At 63.5% G+C, this 21,660-nt stretch carries 1 protein-coding gene (only partly in view); it reads right to left on the bottom strand.

The genetic code is table 11. From position 1 onward, the window contains the following. Positions 1–21,660, bottom strand: partial view of a polymorphic toxin type 15 domain-containing protein gene (locus IV454_RS17810; protein ID WP_206087174.1) — the 5' portion only. It extends 7,497 nt beyond the left edge of the window; only the first 21,660 of its 29,157 coding nucleotides appear in the window; the start codon lies at positions 21,658–21,660; its stop codon lies off the left edge, out of view.

Raw genomic sequence — 21,660 nt, 5'->3', positions numbered from 1 at the left:
CCATTCCTGCCATACGGCCGGCGAGGTCGATACGCTATGCGCCTCGGCCACCTTGTTCGAGTAATACAGGCCCACCGTGGTGTAGGGGTTGCTGCCCATGTGGGCGATGATGCGGCCCTCGAAACGCTCGGTCTTGACCGGCTGGCCGCTGGCCACGACGACTTCGTTGTTGCCGATCGGTGGAGGAGCCCAGCTGGTGGCGCTGAAACTGACCGATTTGTCGGCAATGCCGGCCGGGGTCACGATGACATAGTCGATCAGGGTTTCGACGCCGGTGGCGGAGACGCCCTTGACGAGCACCTCGTAACTGGTGCCAGCCACCAGGGGCGTGTCGCCGCCCAGGGTCAGCACGCCGTCGGCCGCCCCGGTCACGGCGAATGCCGCACCGCTGCCGGCGACACGCCACTGCGCCGTGATCAGCGAGTACTTGATGCCCGGATTGACCGAATAGTTCAGCTGCACGCCGCCGTCGACCAGCTTTTCGGTGGTCGTGGTGTAGCTGCTGACCCGGTCGTTGGGCGCCTGGAAGGGTTTTTCGGCGCTGGCAAACGTGGCGCCATCGGTGCCTGTCCATTGCAGCTTGAAGCCGATGTTGTTGCTGTCGCCTTGCAGCGGCAGGGTGGCTTCGTAATAGCCATCGCCGGATAAGCTCATCTGCAACACGGTATTCGCATTGCCGCGCGTGCCGTACAGCAGGTCGGGCGCGACCACGCCGCCGTCGAACTTGACCCGCACCCGCATCGAGGCCGGATCCGGGCGATATACCTGGATATCGTCGACCCGCACCGGCATGACCACCTTTTGCTCGCTGGTGTAGATGCGGTTGCCGGCGCTGTCCTGGGTGACGACCCGGTAAAACACCGCACTGCCATAAGCGGGGCGGGGGATGACGGTCTTGCCGAGGTTCGATGCCAGGTTGGTGCTCTGCTCAGTCTGATGGGCATATGCAGCCGGATCGGCATGCGACGCGGTATCCCACAGGATGTAAGAGATCATGCCGGCCGCGCCGACGTTGTAGTTCAGGGTTAGCGCTTCGCCGATGGTCGCCTTCATGCCGGTGGCGGCCACGACTGTACTGCTCATTTCGCCCGAGAAGGTCAAGATGGTATTGCCCGCCGCGTCGAACAGCTGGCGCGTGCCGCTGCCGTCCGGCTGGATCACCTGGACCGTGCGGCCCATGCCATCGTAGCCGCTCTTGATTTCCGCACCCGCTTCATCCATGGTATAGCTGCGGTTGCCGACAGCGTCGTAGCTGTAGGACTTGGAGGTGAAGCTGGCGCTGAAGGAAAAATACGTCGACGTCACTTTCTGCACAGCCACCGAGCTGATCGAGACCAGTTCGCGCTCGACCTGCCCGCGCGCGTTGTACTGGAACAGCTTGAGCTGCGCACCGTCGGCACTGTCGACCAGGGCATTGAGCTGGGCGTAGTCGCCGGCCACGGTGGTCAAGTCGTACTGGGAGCCGACCGGCCGCAAGTAATGCACCTGGGCCGTGACATGCGAAAGCGCGTCGTACATGGTCATGGTCAAGGTGCCGGCCGCGTCGATGACGCCGACGCGGCGGTTGCGGCTGTCGTAATAGGAATACTCGATCTGCTGGGATGGCGTGCCTTCGCCCACCACTTGCTCGATCAGGTTGCCCGACTTGTCGTAGATGCGGCGCGTGACGACGATCTGGCTGCTTTGCACATGCGTGTTCTGGTCGGTCACGACGACTGCCGGGGCGCGCATTTCCACCAGGCGGTTGGCGCTGTCGTAGACGTAGGTGCTCACGGCCACCGGGCCGGCCGGCGCGACCGGGCGGATGCTTGGGGTGAGTTTACTGGTGTCGAGGGCGGTGGCGTAGACCCGCTTGGCGACGATATTGCCGCTGCTGTCGACATCGAATTGGGTCAGATAGCCCATCGGGTCGACTTCGGCCACCAGGCGGTTCATGCTGTCGAAGTAGCCGCGGGTGCGGCCGCCATCGAGCGCGACCGATTCGATCACGTTGCCATAGGCGTCGTACATGGAGCGCTCTTCTGGTGTCCTGGCCTGCATCACCGTGGTCGGGCTGGCGCCGCCGTTGTCGGTCAAGGTGGCAAGCAACACTTCAGGGTAGACCTTGCGCGTCTGGCGCCCCATCGCGTCATATTCGAAGCGGTAGGCGCGCACCTCGCCGCCCAGCGCTGCGCCATCGGGCCGCGCGTTCGGATCGCGGGCTGCGGTGAAGCGGGTCATGTACATGCGCTCGCCGGTCTTGTGGCCGTAGGCGTCGTACTCATATTCGCGCAACACATTGTCAGCGTCGACCTGCGAGATCAGGCGATTGTTGGCGTCGTAATAGTTGGTCGTGACAAAACCGCTGGCGTCGACGCTCTGCACCACGTTGCCGAATCCGTCGTACTGGAAGCTGCTGATGCTGTCACCGCCCCGGAAGCCGCCCACGATGCTGAATTGCGTCGTGCCGGAACGCGACTCCTTGATCTTGCGGTTGGCGCCATCGTAGGTGTAATACTTGAAGCCGTCGCTGCCTTGCTCGGAGCTCACATTGCCATAGCTGTCGTAGGCATAGCCTTTCATGACTTCGCCGGCGCTGTTGCTGATCGAGAGCAGGCGCCCTGCGCGGTCGTAGGCGCGCGTGAGCACGCGGCCGGCGCCGTCGATGTTGGCGACCACATTGCCAAGCAGGTCGTACTTGACCCGTTCGGTAATGTTGAGTCCATTCGGGTCAGTGGTGGTCGACACGCGGTGGTTGTCGAGGTCGTAGGCCGAGGTCGTCAGGCGCGCGGCCTCGCCCTCGGCCGTGGTCAGCGCACTGACCATATTGCCCACCAAATCATACTGGTAGGTGCTGACCGCACCGTCGAGCGCGACCTGTTTGACCGCCCGGTTGGCGCCGTCATACACGGTGCGGGTCACGCGCGCGAACGTCTCGCCCGCGTATTGCGTCTCGCTGACCTTGTTGCCGGCGGCATCGACCTCGAACACGGTGCGATACCCGTCGGCGCCGATGGACGCCAGCAAGCGGTTGTTTTTGTCGAACTCGGCGCGCACGACCCGGTCGCCCGCTGCCGCGACAGCCACTGGCGCTGTTGCCAGGTCGACCGCGCCGCCAAGCGCCGTGGCCGACTGGCGCGTTTCGACCAGGTTGCCGGCCACGTCGTAGCGGTAGGTAGTCAGGTAGCCGAGCGGATCGCGCGCGGCGCTGACCCGGTTGGCACTGTCGTACCAGTAGGTGGTGACGTTGCCGTTGGCGTCCTGCATGGTGCGCCGGTTGCCGACCTTGTCGTAGGTGTAGCTGGTCCGGTTGCCCTGCCCGTCCGTTTCGGTGCTCACGCGGCCGTTGGCGTCGTACTGGCGGGTCACGCCGTGGGCCGGGGACGAGTCTCCCGTATACGTGGCGATGATGTTGCCAGCCGCATCGTAGCGATTGGTCTCGATCGTGCCGGCATACGTCTGGGTTCTCGTCACACGGCCGTTCGCGTCGTAGCTATAAGAAATCTCAAGGGGCGGCTGATCGCCGTTTTCGTGGATTTCCTTGGTCGGCTTGGCCACGGACAAGATATCGTATTCGTAGCGCACGATGGCGCCGCCCGGACTGGTCTTTCTAATCATCCGGTCGGCCAGGTCGTAGCCGTACAGCGTAGTGCGCTGGTCGCCGCTGCCGCTGGCCACCGTCAGGGACGTGCGGTTGCCGCGCGCGTCGTAGGCGGCCGTCGTGACCATGCCCACGCCGTCGGTGGTCTGGGTCACATGGTTGAGCTTATCGTAGGTCGCCGTGGTCGTGACCGGTTTGGCCAGGGCCGCCGCGGCCGCGTTGTAATGCGCATCGGTTGGCGCCAGCAGATAGGCGCCGTTGGTGGTCTGGATGCGGTTGCCGAACTGGTCGTAGGTGATGGTCGTCGTGTAGCCGAGCGAATCCGTGGTCGTGGCCAGGCGCTCCAGCATGTCGTAGGTATTGCGCGTGACGCGGGCGTCGCTTCCGTCGGCCTTCGACAAGGTGGCCGATGCCAGGGTGCCGCCCACGTTGTAGACGTTGGTGGTCAGGGCGCCATCCGGGCCCTTGCTGGTCAGCAAGTGCCCCGAAACGTCGAAACGCTGGGTCGTGACCCGCCCCTCGGCGTCGGTGATCTTGATCCGGTTGCCCTGGCTGTCGAGCTCGAACGTGGTGACGCCCTGCATCGGATCGGTGATCGCGATCAGGCGGTTGTCCAGGTCGTAGGTATAGCGAGTATGGCTGCCGGCCTGGGTATCGCTGCCGACCCGATCCGACTCGATGGTTTCGATCAGGTTGCCCGCCCCATCGTAGCGATGGCGCGTGGCGACGTCGGTGGCGTCGGTGCTGACGTCGACATTCCCATTGGCGTCGAAATGGAATTGCTGGCGCGAGACGTTGCCGCTGCCGGTGGTGACGCTGGTGCGGTTGCCCATCGCGTCGTAGGCGAAGACCGTGGTCTGCGACGGGAAAGCCGCATTGACCGCGCTGATCAGGCGGTCGTTGCGGTCGTAGGTGTAGCGCATGGTGCGCTCCTGCCCTTCGATGCCGGCCGCCGTGGTTTCGCTCAACAGGCTACCGCTGGCGCCGTAAGTGCGCTTGGTAACGAAGCCGCGCGCATCGGTCATGTCCGTGACGCGGCCGTTGGCGTCATAGACGTACGAGGTGCTGCGCGCGCCATCGGTGGCGGCGCCGTCGGTGCTGTTGAGCAGGTTGCCGGCCAGGTCGTACTGGTAGGTCGTGGACTTGCCCAGCGCATCGATTTCCAGGGATTTACGACCCAGCAAGTCGAAGTTGGCGACGCTCAGGCGTTCGCCGACGGTACCCTTGAGCGAGGTCGTCGAGCTGCGGAAACCCAGTACATCGTAACCGTAGGCCGTCACGGCGCCATCGGTGCCGGTGGTCGAGGTCAGGCGGTGCATGCTGTCGTAGGTGAAGCGCTGCACCGACTTGCTGTCGCCCGGCACGGGCTGCGGCAGGCCGGAGGCCGGCGCGGCCACGCGGGTGGCGTAGCTGGTGCGCGCCTTGACGTTGCCGGCGCCATCATAGTCCACCGTCGTGAGGTAACCCTCGGCGCTGCGCTGCGCCACTTCGCGGTTGAGCGCATCGTAATACTGGCGCGTGACCTGTTCCCTGGTGCCGTCCAGATCCAGCTGGCGCCGCGTGACGATCAGGTTGCCAGCGCGGTCGTAGCTGAAATCGGTGCGGAAACCGGCGCCGTCGATGCTCGCGGCGAGCTGGTTGGCGCCATCGTAGACCATGGTAGTCGTGAAGCCGCCCTGCACTGCCTTGACCCGGTTGCCGACCGCATCGTAGGTGTAGGCGGTCCGCGCCGACTCCATGTCGATATGCGTTTCCAGGCGGTTGGCGGCGTCGTAGCTGAAATACTCTATCAGGCTGCGCGGATTGGTCTTACTGGTCAGGTTGCCGACGCTGTCGTAGGCGTAGCTCGTCACATTGCCGAGCGGATCGGTTTGCGAGATGCGGCGATTTTTCGCGTCGTACTCAAAATGCGAGGCGAAGCCGCGCGCATCGGTGCTGGCCACGACGTTGTGGTTGGCGTCGTACGCATAGGTCGTCACGCCGCCCATGGCGTCGGTTTCGCTGACCTTGGCGTTGGTGGCGTCGTACTCCCAGCTGGTGGTCGCTTCGTACGCGGTGCCGTCGGCGACGGTCTGCGAAAGGCGGTTGCCCGCCTTGTCGTAGACCATGGTCGTGAGCACGCCATCGGCGGCGACCTGGCTCGCCAGGCGACGCTTGCCGTCATAGCCATAAGTCGTGACGGCGCCGCCGGTGTCGGTGCTCGAAATCAGATTGCCGACCTTGTCGTACGCGTACAGCGTGGTCTGCTTGAGTGCGTCGGTTTGTTTCAGCACGCGCCCGTTGGCGTCGTAGGCGTAGCGCGTTTCGTTACCGTTGCCGTCGGTACTGCTGATGCGCTGGCCAGCCGCATCGTAGGTGACGCTGGTCTTGCGTCCGAGCGCATCTGTGCTCGACAGCAAGCGGTTGGCGCCATCGTAGGCGTAGGTGGTGGTGTAACCGCGGGCGTCGGTGACCGAGATCCGGTTGCCGGCGTCATCGTAGGCGTAGGTGGTGACCTTGTCCAGCGGATCCTGCTCGCTCACGACCCGGTTGGCGGCATCGTAGACGTACGTGGTGACATGATTATTCGCATCGCTCAGGCGGATCACGTTGCCCACGGCATCGTAAGCCTTGCTGAAGTCGCGCGAACCGCCGCGCTCGCTCGTGACTCGGCTCATGACATCGTAGGTATTGGTGACGGCATTACCCCTGGCATCGGTGCGCGTCAGGCGGTTGCCCCACTTGTCGTAGGTGTACGTCGTTTCATTGCCAAGCGCATCCTTCTCGCCGGCCAGGCGGTCCATCTTGTCGTACCGGTAGCTGGTCGCATGGCCGTTGGCGTCGATGACCTTGCTCTTGTTGCCCACCAGGTCATATTCAAAGGCCGTGACATTGCCAAGCGCATCCTTCTGGCTGGAGACATGATCCGCAGCGTCGTAGACCACCGCCGTTGTAAAGCCGGCGGCGTCGGTGCGCGTGAGCTGGTTGCCGACCCCATCGTAGGTGAAGGTGTCCGTATTGCCCAGCGCATCTTTCTGGCTGATAAGACGGCGATTGGCATCATAGCCATACGCGGTGGCGCCGCCATTGGCGTCGACCGTGCCGGTACGGTTGCCCACGGCATCGTAGCTGAAGCTGGTCTTGCCACCGGCCCCATCGGTTTGCCCGATCAGGCGGTTGTCGGCATCGTAGACGTACAAGGTCGTATGGCCGAGCGGATCGGTCTTGCTGACCAGATTGCCCGCCTTGTCGTAAGCGAAATTGGTGACCTTGCCCAGCCCATCGGCCTGGCTGCTCAGGCGGTTGGCCGCGTCGTAGGTATTGGTAACCGTATGTGCGTTGGCATCCTTACTGGTGAGCAGGTTGCCGTTCTTGTCATGCGTGAACACTGTGCCATAGCCGGTGCGCTCCTCATGTCCATACAGCCGGGTCCCCTTCTCGTAGCGGAAGTAGTCGGTGCTGCCCAATGCTCCGCGCGAGGTGAGATTACCCACGCTGTCATAGGTGTACGGCGTTTCATTGCCATCCGCATCGATCAGCTTGATGAGCTGGCGTTCGACGTCATACACCGAGGTGGTGACATGTCCGTTCGCATCGGTCACCGTGCTCCGGTTGCCTTGCCCGTCGTAGGCAAAATGCGTGCTGCGGCCCAGCGCATCGATCTGCTCGATCAACTGGTTGGCGGCATCGTAGACGAAGCGGGTCGCGTGGCCGTTCGCATCGATTGCCTTGACCCGATTGTCGGCCGCGTCGTATTCGAAGGTGCTGACCTTGCCCAGCGGGTCGGTCTGGCTGACCAGGCGCCGGTCCGCGTCGTAGGCCATGGTCGTGACGGCGCCGTTCGCATCCTTCTGGCTGACCAGGTTGCCGACAGCGTCGTAGGTATTCGCCGTCAGGCTGCCCAGCGCCGTTTTGCGGGTCAGGTTGCGGCCGTTGGCGTCATAGGTGTAGGTTGTGGTGTGGCCGTTGCCATCGGTAAGCTCGACCCGATTGCCGACCGCATCGTAGGCGTACCCGGTGCTCTCGCCCGCCCCGTTGGTGCTCTTGACCAGGCGGTTCATGCCGTCGTACTCGAAATGGCTGACATTGCCATTCGGGTCCGTTTGCGTCATGCGGTTGCCGGCGGCATCGTACGTAAAGGTCGTCACATTGCCCAGAGCATCGCTGCTGCTGGTCATGCGATTGGCGCCATCGTAGGTGTACTCGCTGACACCGCCAGCAGTCGACAGATAATCCTTGATCAGGTTGCCGGCCTTATCGTACTGGTAATAGTGCTTGTCGGCGGACAAGGACGACGTTTGCACGAGGCGGCCCAGGACATTGTAGGTTGTCCGCAGCACACCTCCGTCGGGAGTGGTCTCGGTGACCACATTGCCCTGGAAATCGCGCACATACGTGGTGATGCGGCCCAGCGGATCGCGCTTGGAGACCAGGCGCGAGCTCTTGTCGAAGCCGAACTCGGTCGTATGGCCGTTCGCATCTTGCACGCCGATGCGGTTGCCGACGCCATCGTAGGTGTACTTGGTCACGTGCTTGAGCGCATCCGTGCGGCTGCTGACCCGGTTGAGCGCATCGTAAGCATAGGTCACGGTCGCACCGGCGGCATCGGTTTCCGACACGCGGTTGCCCAAGGCGTCATAGCCGAAGCTGGTGATGTTGCCCAGCGCATCGCTCTGGCTGGTCAGGCGGTGGTTGGCGTCGTAAGCGAAGTGCGTCGTATTGCCATTCGCATCGGTCGACGCGACCACGTTGCCGAGTACGTCGAACTCGGTGGTCTTCTTGTTCTTGTTCGCATCGGTCTGTTCGACCAGGCGATTTTCCGCATCATAGCGATAGGTCGTCAGGTTGCCGTTCGGATCGGTCATGCTGGTGCGGTTGCCGACCGCATCGTAGCTGTACGTTCTCAGGCCGCCCAAGGCATCGGTCTCGGAAATGAGACGATTGGCCTTGTCGTAGACGTACACCGTGACGTTACCCATACCATCGGTCAACGTCAGCCGGTTGCCGGCGCCATCGTATCGCATCGCCGATAAGGTGCGGTTACCGTTCGACGTGCTATCGTTCACCTCGACCCGGACCAGGCGGTTATTGGTATCGTAGATCGATACCACTCCATCAAAGTTGGACCCGTAATCATATTTTTGCAGCAGATTACCGTTGACGTCATATGAGAAACCGGTCACCAATCCGGCATCGTCGACACTGCTTGACACGCGATGCGCGCTGTCGAAGCTGTACAAGACATGGTTGCCGTTCGCATCGGTGGTTTTGATGCGGTTGCCGATGACGTCATACTCATGGCTGGTCACGCCCTTGAGCGCATCGGTGCTCGACAACAGGCGGTCGCCCGCGTCGTACACATAGCTGGTCAGGTTGCCGTTGGCATCGGTCGCGCTCAGGCGGTTTCCGACCGCATCGTAGGTAGCGCTGGTGACGCCGCCGATAGCGTCGGTCTGGCTCAGGAGGCGGCCCAGGGCGTCGAACCTGGCCGAGCTGACATGGCCTTTCGGATCGGTGGTCTTGGCGACGTTCCCGGCCTTGTCGTAGGCAAAGGTGGTGGTGCCGCTCAGCGGCATTGTGGTACTGACCAGGCGCCCCAGGGCATCGTAGGCGTAGGTGGTCTTGTTGCCGTTGGCGTCAGTGCTCGAGACGCGGTTGCCCAGCACGTCATACGCGAAACTGGTCTTGTTGCCGAGCGCATCCGCGCTGCTCAGCAAGCGATTGAGCGCATCGTACGCCAAGGTCGTCTGGCTACCGTTTGCGTCGGTCAGCGCGACTTGCTGGCCAGCCTTGTCGTAGCCATACGAGGTGGTCGCGCCTTCGCCGTCCGTGCGACTGACCATACGATTGCTGGCATCGTAGGCAATCTGCTCCAGCGCAGGCAAGTTACTCACGGTATAGCGGGTTTTCTTGACGAGATTGCCTACCTTGTCGTACGAGAAATACAGTTGGTTCCAGCTCTGCCGATAAGGGCTATTGAAAGGCGTCCTGTTGCTGAACTGCTCAACCAGCCGGTCCAGCTCGTCGTACTTGTAGGTGGTGATCAGGCCCGCCGCATCGGTCATCTTGGTGCGATTTCCGTGCTGGTCGTACTCGTAGACGGTGACGTTACCCAGCGGATCGCTCTGCGACAGCAGACGATTGCCTTTGTCGTAGACGAAGGTGGTCGTATGCCCGTTGGCGTCGGTGCTGCTGAGACGATTGCCGAGCGCGTCATATGTCGACGCACTGACCCCGCCGAGCGCATCGGTCCGGCTAACCAAGCGGTTGAGCTTATCGAAGGCAAAGGTCGTGACAAACCCGCTCGCGTCGGTTACCGCGGTACGGTTACCCGACGCGTCGAATACATAGCTGCTGGTTTCACCCAGCGCATTGGTGCTCGCCACGACCCGATTGAGCGCATCGTAGGAGGTGCTGCTGACGTTGCCCGCGGCATCCTTCGTGCTGAGGCGGTTGCCCAGCTCGTCGTAGGTAAAGGTCGACACGCCGCCGAGCGCGTCGGTCTGGCTGATGACGCGGCCATTCGCATCATAGGCGTAACGGGTGACGTGGCCGTTGCCGTCGATGCTGGCGCTGACGTGGCCGACCGCATCGTATTGTGTCCTGGTTTCGTTACCGGTCGGGTCGGTGACGCCGACCAGCCGGTTCAGGCTATCGTAGGCATAGGTGGTCTTGTGGCCGTTGCGGTCGGTAACGGCGATGCGGTTGCCGACCTTGTCGAATTCCACTGTTTCGCTCTGTCCGAGCGCATTGCCCGTGGCGGTCATGTTGCCGTTGGCGTCATACACATAGGCCGTTTTCTGGAACGAGCTGACATCCCAGCTGGCGACCAGCTTGCCCGTGTTGTCGTACTGATAATGCGTCACCAGGCCAAGCGCATCTTCCTTTTGATAAGGAAGCGGCCCGCTGTAGAGACTGTAGGAATACGTGGTCTTGTTTCCGTTCGCATCGACAGTGGTCAGCACGCCGCCGGCTTTGTTGTAAGTCGTCCTGGTTTCGCCGCCAAGCGCGTCGGTGACGCTGATAACCCGGTTCAGGTCGTCATAGACGCTGATGCTGACAAGGCCGCGCGCATCCGCGACCGTGAGGCGGTTCCCCACCAGGTCGTAGGTGAAGCTGGTGACGTTGCCCAGGGCATCGGTCTGGGACAGCACCCGGTGCCCGCTGTCGTAGGTGAACGTGGTTACGTTACCCTTGGCGTTGGTCAGCTTGATGCGGTTTCCTGCCGCGTCGTACTCGACCTTGGACTCGCCGGCCATGGCGTCGGTCTGGCTTATCAAACGGCCCAGCAAGTCGTAGCTGTAACTTGTGCTGTTGCCCAAGGCATCGGTGCGGCCGATGCGGTTGCCCACCTCATCGTAGGCATAGGTGGTGACTCCGCCCTGCGCGTCGGTTTCCTTGACGAGGCGGTTGGCGTCGTCGTAGGCAAACGTCGTCACATTGCCGTTGGCGTCGACCGCTTTGGTGCGGTTGCCGGCGGCGTCATAGGCGAAGGTGCTGAAATTGCCCATGAAGTCGGTTTGCCCGCTCAGGCGATTGGCAGAGTCCACGGTGTTGATGAACTTGCCGCTACGCTGCTCGGTCCGATTGCCAAAGCCGTCGTAGAGGAAGTTGCGCACATCGTTGCCACCGGTTTGCCCGCTCAGGCGACCTTCATGGTCGTAGGTGAATACCCGTTCGCTTCCTTCCGCGTCGACCGCATGCATCTTGTAGCCGAACTGCAAGTGGATGCGCTTGTAGGTATTGGTGCTGGCGTTGCCGTAGGCATCCGTGGTCTTGATCAGGCGGTTCAGCGGATCGTAGCCGTAGGCCGTCGTGCGTCCCAGCGCATCGGTGTGTTGCGCGATGTTGCCCATCGCGTCGTAAGCGTTTGCCGTGACGGCGCCGGCCGGGCTGGTCTCGGTGAGCACGCGGTGGTTGCCGTCATAGGTGTAGGTGCTGCGCTGTCCGGCGACATCGGTGGATGCGATGCGGTTGCCGACGGCATCGTATTCGTAGACTTCCTTCTGGTCCAGCGCATTGGTGGTGCTGATCAGGCGGCCATCGGCGTCGTACGCATAACTGGTCACGGCGCCGCGCGCGTCGGTCACTTTGGTGCGCTTGCCGGCGGCATCGTAGGCGAAGGTCGTCACCTTGTCCAGCGCATCCGTTTGCGAGATCAGCAGGTTGGCCTCGTCGTAGACGAACTTGGTGGTGTGGCCATTGCCGTCGACAATGCTGATCTTGTTGCCCACAGCATCGTAGTTGGTCACCGTGACGCCGCCCATGGCGTCCGTGCGGCGGGTCAGACGGTTCAGCTTATCGTACTCGAAGACGACCTTCTGGTCGCCCTCCGATTCCACGACCACGGGCTTGTTGCGGTCGCCCGAGTTGACGCGCGGCGCGGGAACCGGCTTGGCGTATTTGATCTGCGTGACCAGGTTGCCGTTCTTGTCGTACTCGTTGTGCGTGACGTAGCCGTAGGTATCGATGCTGTCGGTGAGGCGATTGTCATCGTCGAAGAAATTGATGCGGACCGCATCGTTCTTGCTCGCCGAATCGATCACATTGCCGTTGCCATCGACGCGATAGTAATTCGACTCTCCCAGGGCGTCGAACTCGCGGTCGACATAGCCTTCGTAGGTAATGTAGATCGAGCTTCGATTGCCGTTGGCGTCAAAGAAAAATTGCGGGCGCCCGTGGTTGAACCACGAATAGACGGATTTATTGCCCATCGCGTCGGTATGGCTGATGCGCTGATTCAGCTCGTTGAACTCGTCGCTCGTGGTGTAGCCGCGCGCATCGGTCATGCTGGTGCGGTTGCCGACCTTGTCGTAGGCGAAGGTGGTGCTTTTCCCGAGCGGATCGGTGGTGCGCACCAGACGGTTGCCGTCGTCGTACGCGTAGCTCGTCGTATTGCCCAGCACGTCGACCGACGTGAGCAGATTGCCATTGGCATCGTAGGTATTGGTGCGCGCGTGTCCCTTGACGTCGGTGGTGCTGGTCAGACGGCCGTCGGCATCGTAGCTGTAGAGGGTGGTGCGTTTGAGCGCATCGACATCGCTCAGCTTGCGGCCGGCCGCGTCGTAGGTCGACGACGTCACGCCGCCTTCCGCATCCACGCTACCGGTCTGGCGATTCAACAGATCGTAGCTGAAGGTGGTGGCGTTGCCGCGCGCATCGACGGTCTTTACCATGTTACCGGCTTGATCGTAAGCGAAGGTGGTCGCCAGGCCGAGCCCGTTGGTCGTCTTGACCAGGCGATTATCGCCATCGTAGGCATGGGTGGTGACCTGGCCCAGCGAATCGGTAACGGTCAGCAAATTGCCAGCCTGATCGTAGGTGTAGTCGGCCTTCAGGTCGCGCCTTCTGAACGACATCAGTTCGCCGGCGGAATTATAGACATAATCGCCGTCGCGGTTGCTCGTATCGAGCTCGTTTTTACGCTTGGTGACGTTATTCATCGCATCGTACTCGTACGATTCGGCGCCCTTCTCGTCCGACGTGCTCTGCGTGTAGCCGCTGACCAGGCGATTGATCGCATCGTAGGATGACCAGCGCACGTGCTGGTTGGCGTCGCTGACCATCGTGCGGTTGCCGACTGCGTCGTATCCGTACGTCGTCACATTGCCGAGCGCATCCGTAATAGAGGTGTTGCGGCCTTGCGCATCGTAGGTGTACGTGGACTTCCTGCCCATGAGGTCGATGCTCGCCACGCGGTTGCCGACCGCGTCGAACAGGCTGTGGCGGGTGCCGCCGAGCGGATCGGTCTGCGCGATCCGCTGATTGCGCTCATCGTATTGGTACAAGCTCACGTTGCCGTTGGCATCGGTCATGCTCAGCACATTACCGACCTTGTCGTAGGTCATCCGCGCCACACCGCCGAGCGCATCCTTGGTGGCGACCACCCGGTTGAGCGCATCGTAGGTCTGGCTGCTGATGCCGCCACGCGGGCCGACCGTCGCCAGCAGATTGCCGCTTTTGTCGTACTGGTAAGCGCTGACAAAACCGAGCTCGCTCGTCTGCGTGGCCTTGCGGTTCAGTTCATCGTAGGTGAACGTGGTCGCATGACCGTTCGGGTCGGTGCGTTTGGTCAGATTGCCTGCATTGTCGTAGGCGAAGGTGGTGGCGGTCTCGCGCCCATCATACTGCGCCACCAGCCGGTTGGCGGCGTCGAAGGTGCGCCGGATCCAGAAGTCCGGCTCGACGCTGCTGGCGGCCGCGAACGCGAACACCACCGGGCCGCCGACTTGGCGCGTATCTTCGTAATAACGGTCTTCATAGACGATGTTGCCAACGCCATCGTATTCGAAATCGGTCGTCAGGAAATAGCCGCGCGGCGCATCATCCTGTTCGCCGAACGGTGAGCTTCCCGAGAAAAATTCGTCGCCCGAGCGCATCGCCATCGCAAAAGCGACCGGTGGGTTGTCGTCGCCGCCGCCGCCACCGGCAATGAGTTCCTGACGCATCTTGGTCAGTCGATCGGCGCCATCGTAGCTGAAGTAGGTCTTGTGGCCGTTGGCGTCCGTGGTCTGGATCCGGTTGCCGACCCCATCGTAGGCGTACACGGTGCTCGTCAGCGCTTCGTACGCGCGTTCGACATACCACGAACGATAGCCGTCACGCTCGTGCGTGACCTGATCGAATTCGCTGGAGTTGTATTCCTGATAAGTGGCCGTCGTGCGTGCCGTGATGGTCTTCACCATCCGGTTCATCTCGTCATACTCGAACTCGGTCGCGTGGCCGTTGGCATCGGTGATGCGGGTGCGGTTGCCAGCGCCGTCGTACGCGTAGGCGGTCTTGTAGCCGAGCGCGTCGGTCAAGCCGATCAGCCGGTTCACTTCGTCATAGGCGTAGGACGTGACATGGCCGTTTTTATCGGTGACGCTGAGCTGGTTGCCGGCGCTGTCGTAAGTACGCTTCTCGATACCGCCGAGGGCATCGGTCGTCGTGGCCAGGCGGTTGGCGGCATCGTAGCTGTACAGCGTCACATTGCCGTTGCGGTCGGCCGACCGGGTCCGGTTACCGTTCTGGTCGTAGCCATAGTCCTGCACGCCGCCGAGCGCGTCCGTCTGCCGCACCAGGCGGCTGGCGCTGTCGTAGGCGTAGGTGGTCACCATCGCGTTCGCATCGGTGCTGGTGACCCGGTTGCCGACCTTGTCGTAGGTGGCCAGCGTGGCATGGCCGAGGGCGTCGGTGGTCGAGGTCAGGCGGTTGGCGGCATCGTAGGCGAATGTCGTCAGGTGGCCGTTGGCGTCGACGATCCCGACCCGGTTGATGCCGTCGTAGCGGTACTCGGTCGCGTTGTTGGCAGCGTCGATGACGCTCACCAGACGGTTCAGCGCGTCGTACGCCATCGACGCGGCGCGGCCATTGCCGTCGAAGGTCTGCACCAGATTGCCGGCATCGTCGTAACTGCGCCGCGTGACCACCTCGGTGGTCATCCCCGTACTGGCTTCGAGCGCGGTGTACACATAGTGGCCGTACTCTTCGCCGCTGGCGTTGATGCCGTCGACGATATACTGATACGCGGACGTCGGCGACGGGTCGCCGCTGGCGCTGCTGACCCTGTTGACCGTCAAGGCGAGGCGGTTTTCCGCATCGTAGTTATAGGTCGTATGGTGGCCGTTACGGTCGGTCACGCCGGTCCGGTTGCCGACCGCATCGTACATGTACACCTCGGCAGCCCCGAGGGCGTCCGTGGTTTTGCTCAGCCGGTTCAGGCTGTCGTAGGCATAGGTCGTCTTGTGGCCGTTGGGGTCGGTTGCCGCGGTGCGGTTCCCGCCCGCGTCGTAAACAAACGTGGTGATGCCGCCGAGTTCGTCGGTCGAACGCACCAGGCGGTTGTTCCGGTCGTACACATTGGCACGCACGCCGCCATTGGCGTCGGTGCTGCCGGTGCGGTTGCCGTTGGCATCGTACGCGTAGGCGGTCACGTTACCGAGCGCATCGGTCTGGCTCAGCAAGCGGCCGGCGGCGTCGTACGACGAGGCCGTGACGTGCGCGTTGGCGTCGGTGACCGTCAGCAGCCTGCCGGCCGCATCATGGGTGTAGGACGTGACATTGCCCATGGCATCGATCTGCCCGGCCAGGCGGTTGGCCCGGTCGTAGTGGAAACTGGTCGTATTGCCGTTGGCGTCGGTGGTGGCGACGCGGTTGCCGGCCTGGTCGTACTGGTGGCGCGTTTCGAAGCCGAGCGCGTCGACCGTCTTGACCAAGCGATTGGCCTGGTCGTAGACCGAGGTCGTGCGATTGCTGTTGGCGTCGATGACGGCCGTGCGGTTTCCCGCGTCATCGTAGACATAGCGGGTCGCAATCCGATGCAGATACGACACGTTCTTGCTGCTATCGCCCTCGGGGTTGAAGATGGTCTCCGGATACTCGCCATGGACCGTCTTGACCAGGCGGTTCGCTTCGTCGTACTCATACTTGACCGCATTGCCGTTGGCGTCGGTTTGCTTCACCAGATTGCCGGCGAGGTCGTACTCATAGGCAGTGACGCCGGCCAGCGCATCGGTCGCGCTGACGCGGCGATTGGCGCCGTCATAGGCGTAGGCGCTCACATGACCGTTCTTGTCGGTGAACTGAACGCGGTTGCCAACGGCATCGTACTGGTAGGACTCGACATTGCCCAGCGGATCTTTCATGGATGCCAGGCGATTCAGGGCATCGTAGGTATAGGTGCTGACGTTGCCGTTCAAGTCGCCCGACGACACAAGGTTACCCACCAGGTCGTAGCCGAAGGTCTCGACTTTACCCAGCGGATTGGTGCGGGTGGCCAGGCGACCGGCGGCGTCATAGGTCAGGCTGGTGACCGCGCCGTTCTGGTCGGTCGATGCGGTTTTATTGCCGACGAGATCGTAGCGATAGCTCAGGCTATTGCCCAGCGCATCGGTGCTGCCGACGAGGCGGTTGGCGCCATCGTAGACGAAGCTGGTCTTGTTGCCGTTGGCATCGATGAGGGCGCTCTGGTTGGCCCCATCGTAGTCGATCCGGGTCGTGTGGCCGGCGCCGTCGGTACTTTCCACCAGGCGGTTGGCACCATCGTAAGATTTGCGCGTGGTGTTGCCGTTGCCATCGACCCGTGCAATTTCGTTGCCGGCGGCATCGTAGACGAACTGCGTGAGCAACTCGCGCGTGACCGGCGCTTCCACGCCGCGCCACGCGCCCTGGTCCTCGAAGTGTCCGGCATCGTTGCTCCAGACCATGTTCGGTACCCAGACCGGATCGCCGGCCGCGCTCGTTACCGTCTGGCGCTGCTCGCGCATGCGGCCGGCGGCGTCGTAGCTGAAGCGCGTGGCATGGCCGTTGGCGTCGGTCCGTTCGACCAGGTTGCCGGCGCCATCGTAAACGTACTGGGTCTTGCCGCCGAGGCTATCGATCACCGACACAAGGCGGTTGGCGCCATCGAACAGCCAGGCGCTGGCGTTGCCCCTGGCGTCCACCTGGCCGATGCGGTTGCCGACCTTGTCGTAACTGAACGTGCTTGTATTGCCCAGCGCGTCGGTCTGCGCCGCAACGCGGTTGAGCGCGTCGTAGGCAAAGTGCGTGCTGTTGCCGTTGGCGTCGGTCGCGCTGATCCGGTTGCCCGCGCCGTCGTAGGCAAACGTGGTGGTCGCCCCGAGCGCATCGGTCTGGCTCACCGGACGATTCTGGCGATCGTAGGCGAAGCGGCTGACATGTCCGTTCGCGTCGGTTTCGGTGGTCTTGTTCCCGTTCGCGTCGTAGCTGTACTGGGTCAGGGCGCCGGCGCCATCGCGCCGGCTGGCGATGCGCCCGGCGGCATCGTAGCTCAGCCGCGTGATGTTGCCGTTGGGGTCAGTGATCGCAGTGACATTATCCGCCGCGTCGAACTGGTACGCGGTGCTCAGCGCCAGGCCCGCCGGATCCTGCACCTCCTGGACACGGCGGCCCAGGGCATCGTAGACATAGGACGTGGTACGCAGCGCGCCGGCGGCATCGCCGCGGGTCACGCCCAGGGTGCGGCCCTGGGCATCGTAGCTGTACTCGGTGCGCAGCTTCAGACCCGACGGGTCGAGCACGACCCGCACCTGCTGGCCATTGCGGTCGTATTCGGTGGTGCTCAGGGTGCCGTTGGCGTCGACCGTGGATACCATCTCGCCCTTGGCGTCGTAGGTCCAGCTGGTCGTCAGGTTCAGGCCAGCGCTGTCGACACGCTGGCTCAGGCGGCGATTGGCAGCGTCGTAGCTGTATTCGGTGGTGACGCCATTGCGGTCGGTGCTCGAGAGCAGGCGGTCCGCCTTGTCGTACACATTGGCGGTCGCGTTGCCCAGCGCATCGGTGGTGCTGGTCAGGTTGCCGTCGAGGTCATACGCGTAGCGGGTTTCGTGGCCGTTGCCGTCGACGAGCTTGATCGTCTTGCCGAAGGCGTCGGTCGTGCTGCTCGACACCACGCCGTCCGCGGTCGTGATGGTGATGCTGCACGCGGCGTCATCGTAGGCATAGCGCGTCACATTGCCCATTGCATCGGTCTGGGTCAGTACGCGGTCGAAGGCGTCGTAACTGGTGCTGCGTGCCTGTCCGAGCGGATCGCGGGTTTGCACGATGCGGCCGTTGCGGTCGAAGGTGGTGCTGCGCAGGCGGCCGTTGGCATCGGTCGTGGCGATGGCGCGGCCGAAGGCGTCGTACTGGGTACTGATGGCGCGATTCAAACCGCCCACGTCATTGGTCTGGCCGGTCTGCAGGCCGCGCCTGTCGTAGCTGAACTTGACCAGTTCGCTCACGGCGGCGCTGATCGGATTGCGCTGGGCCACCAGGTCGCCGTAGGCGTTGTAGCTGAAGCCGCTTGTCTTGCCCAGGCCATCGATCAGGGCGGCGACCTGCCCGCGCACGTCGTAGTCGCGGTGAATCGTCGTGTCGCGCAACGGGTCGCTGGAAGCGGCGATCAAGGCGAGCAGCGCGCCATTGGCGCCGCCGGCCAGCCCGGCCACATCGATCCGGTTGGCGTAGGTGATCGTGTCGCCCGCTTCGCCGAAGGCGTTGTAGCGCGTGCCTGTCACTTCGCCGAGGGCGTTGACGCTGTGGGTCTGGCGCCCTGCCCCGTCATAGAAATACAGGGTGCTCTGGCCCAGCGCATCGGTGGCGCGGGTCAGGTGGCCGGTTTTGTCGTACTGGTAGGTGGTGCCATAGTCGGTCCACACCTGGGCGTCGAGCGCGGCGTTGCCGGTCAGGTGGCTGGCGCCCTGGGCCGACAGGCTGGCGATGCGGCGGCCCTGCAGGTCGTACTGGTTCAGGTCGGCGCGCTGGCCTGGCGTGGCGGCGGCGCGGACGGTCGAGACCAGGTTGCCCACGCTGTCGTAGCTCATGCGGCTCTGGGTGCCGTCGAAGTCCGTCAATTGCGCCAGCTGGTTGAGCGCATTGTAGGCGTAGGAGCGGCTTTGGTCGGCGGGACTGGCCTGCGGACGGATCGCGGCCAGGTTCGCGCCCGGCGTCGTGTTGGCGACCTTGTTGGCGAAACGGGTGGCGCGGCTCTGGTTGCCGGCCAGGTCGTAGTCGGTGGTGGTGAGGTAGCCTTCGGCGTCGACACTGCCGATCAACTGGCCGCGCGCGTCGTAGTACTGCTTGACGTGGATGTCGGCATCCGAGGCCGCCGGCATCAGTTCGGCCAGGGTGGCGCTGGCGCGCAGGGCGCCAGCGGTCGCGGTGGCGTAGCGCACCATCTCGGTGAGCTGGCCGGCGCCGTCGTATTTATTCTCGGTGAGGAAGCCTTCGGCGTCGAGCTGGCCCACCAGGCGGCTGTCGGCGTCATAAAAATTGCGCACGTGGCGGTCGTCGCTGCTTGAGGTGACGACGACGTCGGCCAGCGCGACCTTGGCCGGCAGGGCCGCCAGGCTGATGGCGCTGTTGTAGCGCACCACATCGGTCAGGCGCGAGGCGGCGTCGTAGAACTGCTGGGTGACGTAACCGGCTTCGTCGATCGTGTAGATCAGGCGGTCGTCCTTGTCGAACACCTGCTGCGTCACCCTGTCCAGCGGGGCGCTGTGCGGACGGATTGCGGCCAGGGTTGGCGTCGTCGGCGCGCCATTGGCGTCGGCCAGCAGCTGCGCGTCGACCAGGGTGGCGTAGCGGATCGTCTTGACCAGGTTGCCATTGGTGTCGTACAGGCTTTCGGTGAGCGCGCCCATGCCGTCGATCATGGCCACCCTGCGGCCCGTTTCGTCGTAGATGAAGTGGGTGCGCACGCCGGCCGCGTCCTGGGTGCTGGTCAGGCGGCCGTTGGCGTCGTACACATTGCGCGCGGCGCCGAGCACGGAGCCGCCGTTCTGGTTGCTCTGGATGACGCTGGTCAGCTCGCCGCTGGCGTCGTAGGTGGCGGTCGACGCCAAGCCGTTGGCCTGGGTGGTGACGGTTTTATTGTGGGCGTCGTCGTATTGGGTCAGGGTTTGCTGGCCCAGCGCGTCGGTGCTCGAGAGCAGGCGGTCCAGGCCATCGTAGCTGTAGGTGGCGACCATGGAGGCGCCGCGCGGGTCGATCGACTTGAGCAGGCGCCCTTCCTGGTCGTACACGAAACGGGTGCTGGCGCTGCCTTCAGGCACGCCCTTGCCGCTCGTGTCGAGCGCCGCATAGGTCGTCGACGAGGCCAGCTGGCCGCGGAAATCGTAGGTAAAATCGGTGCGTTCGGCCTGCGACCGGTCGTGGGCCGTGACCCATGCCGCCAGCCCCGCTTCGGTCACGGTGGCGTTTTCGGCGAAGGCGGCAAGGTCGAATTGCGCGCCCGTGTAGCTGATCTGGGCGGTTTTCTGGCCCTTGGCATCGTACTGGAATTCGGTGACCCGGCCGCTGGCGCTGACCGCAAAGCGCAGGTGGCCGCGGCTGTCGTAGGCGTAGCGGCTCACCAGCGGCGCGCCGGCGCCCATGCGGATCGATTCGGTCAGCTTGAGATTGGTGGTGCTGTAGGTGCGCGCCACCGTGTTGCCCAGCGCATCTTGCTGGAGCGTCTGGTTGCCGCGGCCATCGTACTGCATGGTGACGGCATTGCCGCTGCCGTCGGTGACCTGGGTGACGTTGCCGCTGGCATCGTAGGCATAGCTGGTGCGCACGCGCACGCCGTTGACGGCGGGGCTGAGCACCTCGGTCAGCTGGCTGTTGGCGTCGTAGCCGAAGGTGGTGACGTAGCCGAGCGGATCGGTCATGTCAGTGCGGCGGTTGACCGTGTCGTAAGCGAAGCGGGTGACCCGGCCCTGGGCGTCGCTCATGCTGGCGATTTTAAAGTCGGTGCCGACCTGCAGGTAGGTGAAGGCCAGCACGCTGCCATCGGTCTGGGTGATGGTGGCGATGCGCCGGCTGCTGCCGTCGTAGGTGTAGGACGTGGTGTAGACGTTGCCGTCGGCGACAGTGTTGTCATCCGGGCTCAGGTCGACCGTGACACTGGCCAGGCGATTGCTCGCATCGTAGGTGTAGCGGGTGCTGGTCTGGGTGACGCCCAGGCTGATGGTGCGGATCTGCGACAGGTTGTTGCCGACATAGTCGAAGCGCAGCACGTCGCCCGAGGACGAGGCCACGCTCAGGAGCAGGCGCCCGTTGTAGGTGTAGGTGCTCGTATTGCCGTCGGTATCGGTCGCCGAAACGATCTGGCCCGAGGCGTTGTAGATTTCGGTGGCCTGGGTGCTGCCGTCGGTCCAGATCCAGGTTTGCGGATTGCTGCCGTTGGCGGCGCTGAAGCTGATGGTGTCGAAGGCACCGTCGCCGCTGGTGCTCACGTACAGGCCGCGCGCGACATCGTAGTTGTAGACGCTGGTAGTGCCGTCGCCATCGGTGCGGGTGACGGTGCCGCCGGGGGCGTTCAGCTTGCCGGCGCCGGCGACCTTCTTATAGCTGCCGAAGCGAAAATTGTCGCCGTTGTCGCCGTCGATGTAGAAGCCGAGCTTGTCGGTAAAGGCGCCCTGGCTGTTGTAGGTGCGCGTGAGCGCCGTGTCGAAGCCGCGCGAGGCGAGGAATTCGTCGCGGTTCTGCACCACGAGGTTGCCGCTGGCGGCGTTGACATACACCTGGTTGCCATTACGGCCGAACGCGGCATTGCCGACGGCGCCCTGCTGCCCACCCAAGGCGTACATCGAACCACCGATCAAACCCAAACCGCCGCCGCTGACAATCGCTACCAT

This window comes from Massilia antarctica (assembly GCF_015689335.1).
Taxonomy (GTDB): Bacteria; Pseudomonadota; Gammaproteobacteria; order Burkholderiales; family Burkholderiaceae_D; genus Telluria_A; species Telluria_A antarctica.
This window is presented reverse-complemented; position numbering and strand designations above follow the sequence as displayed.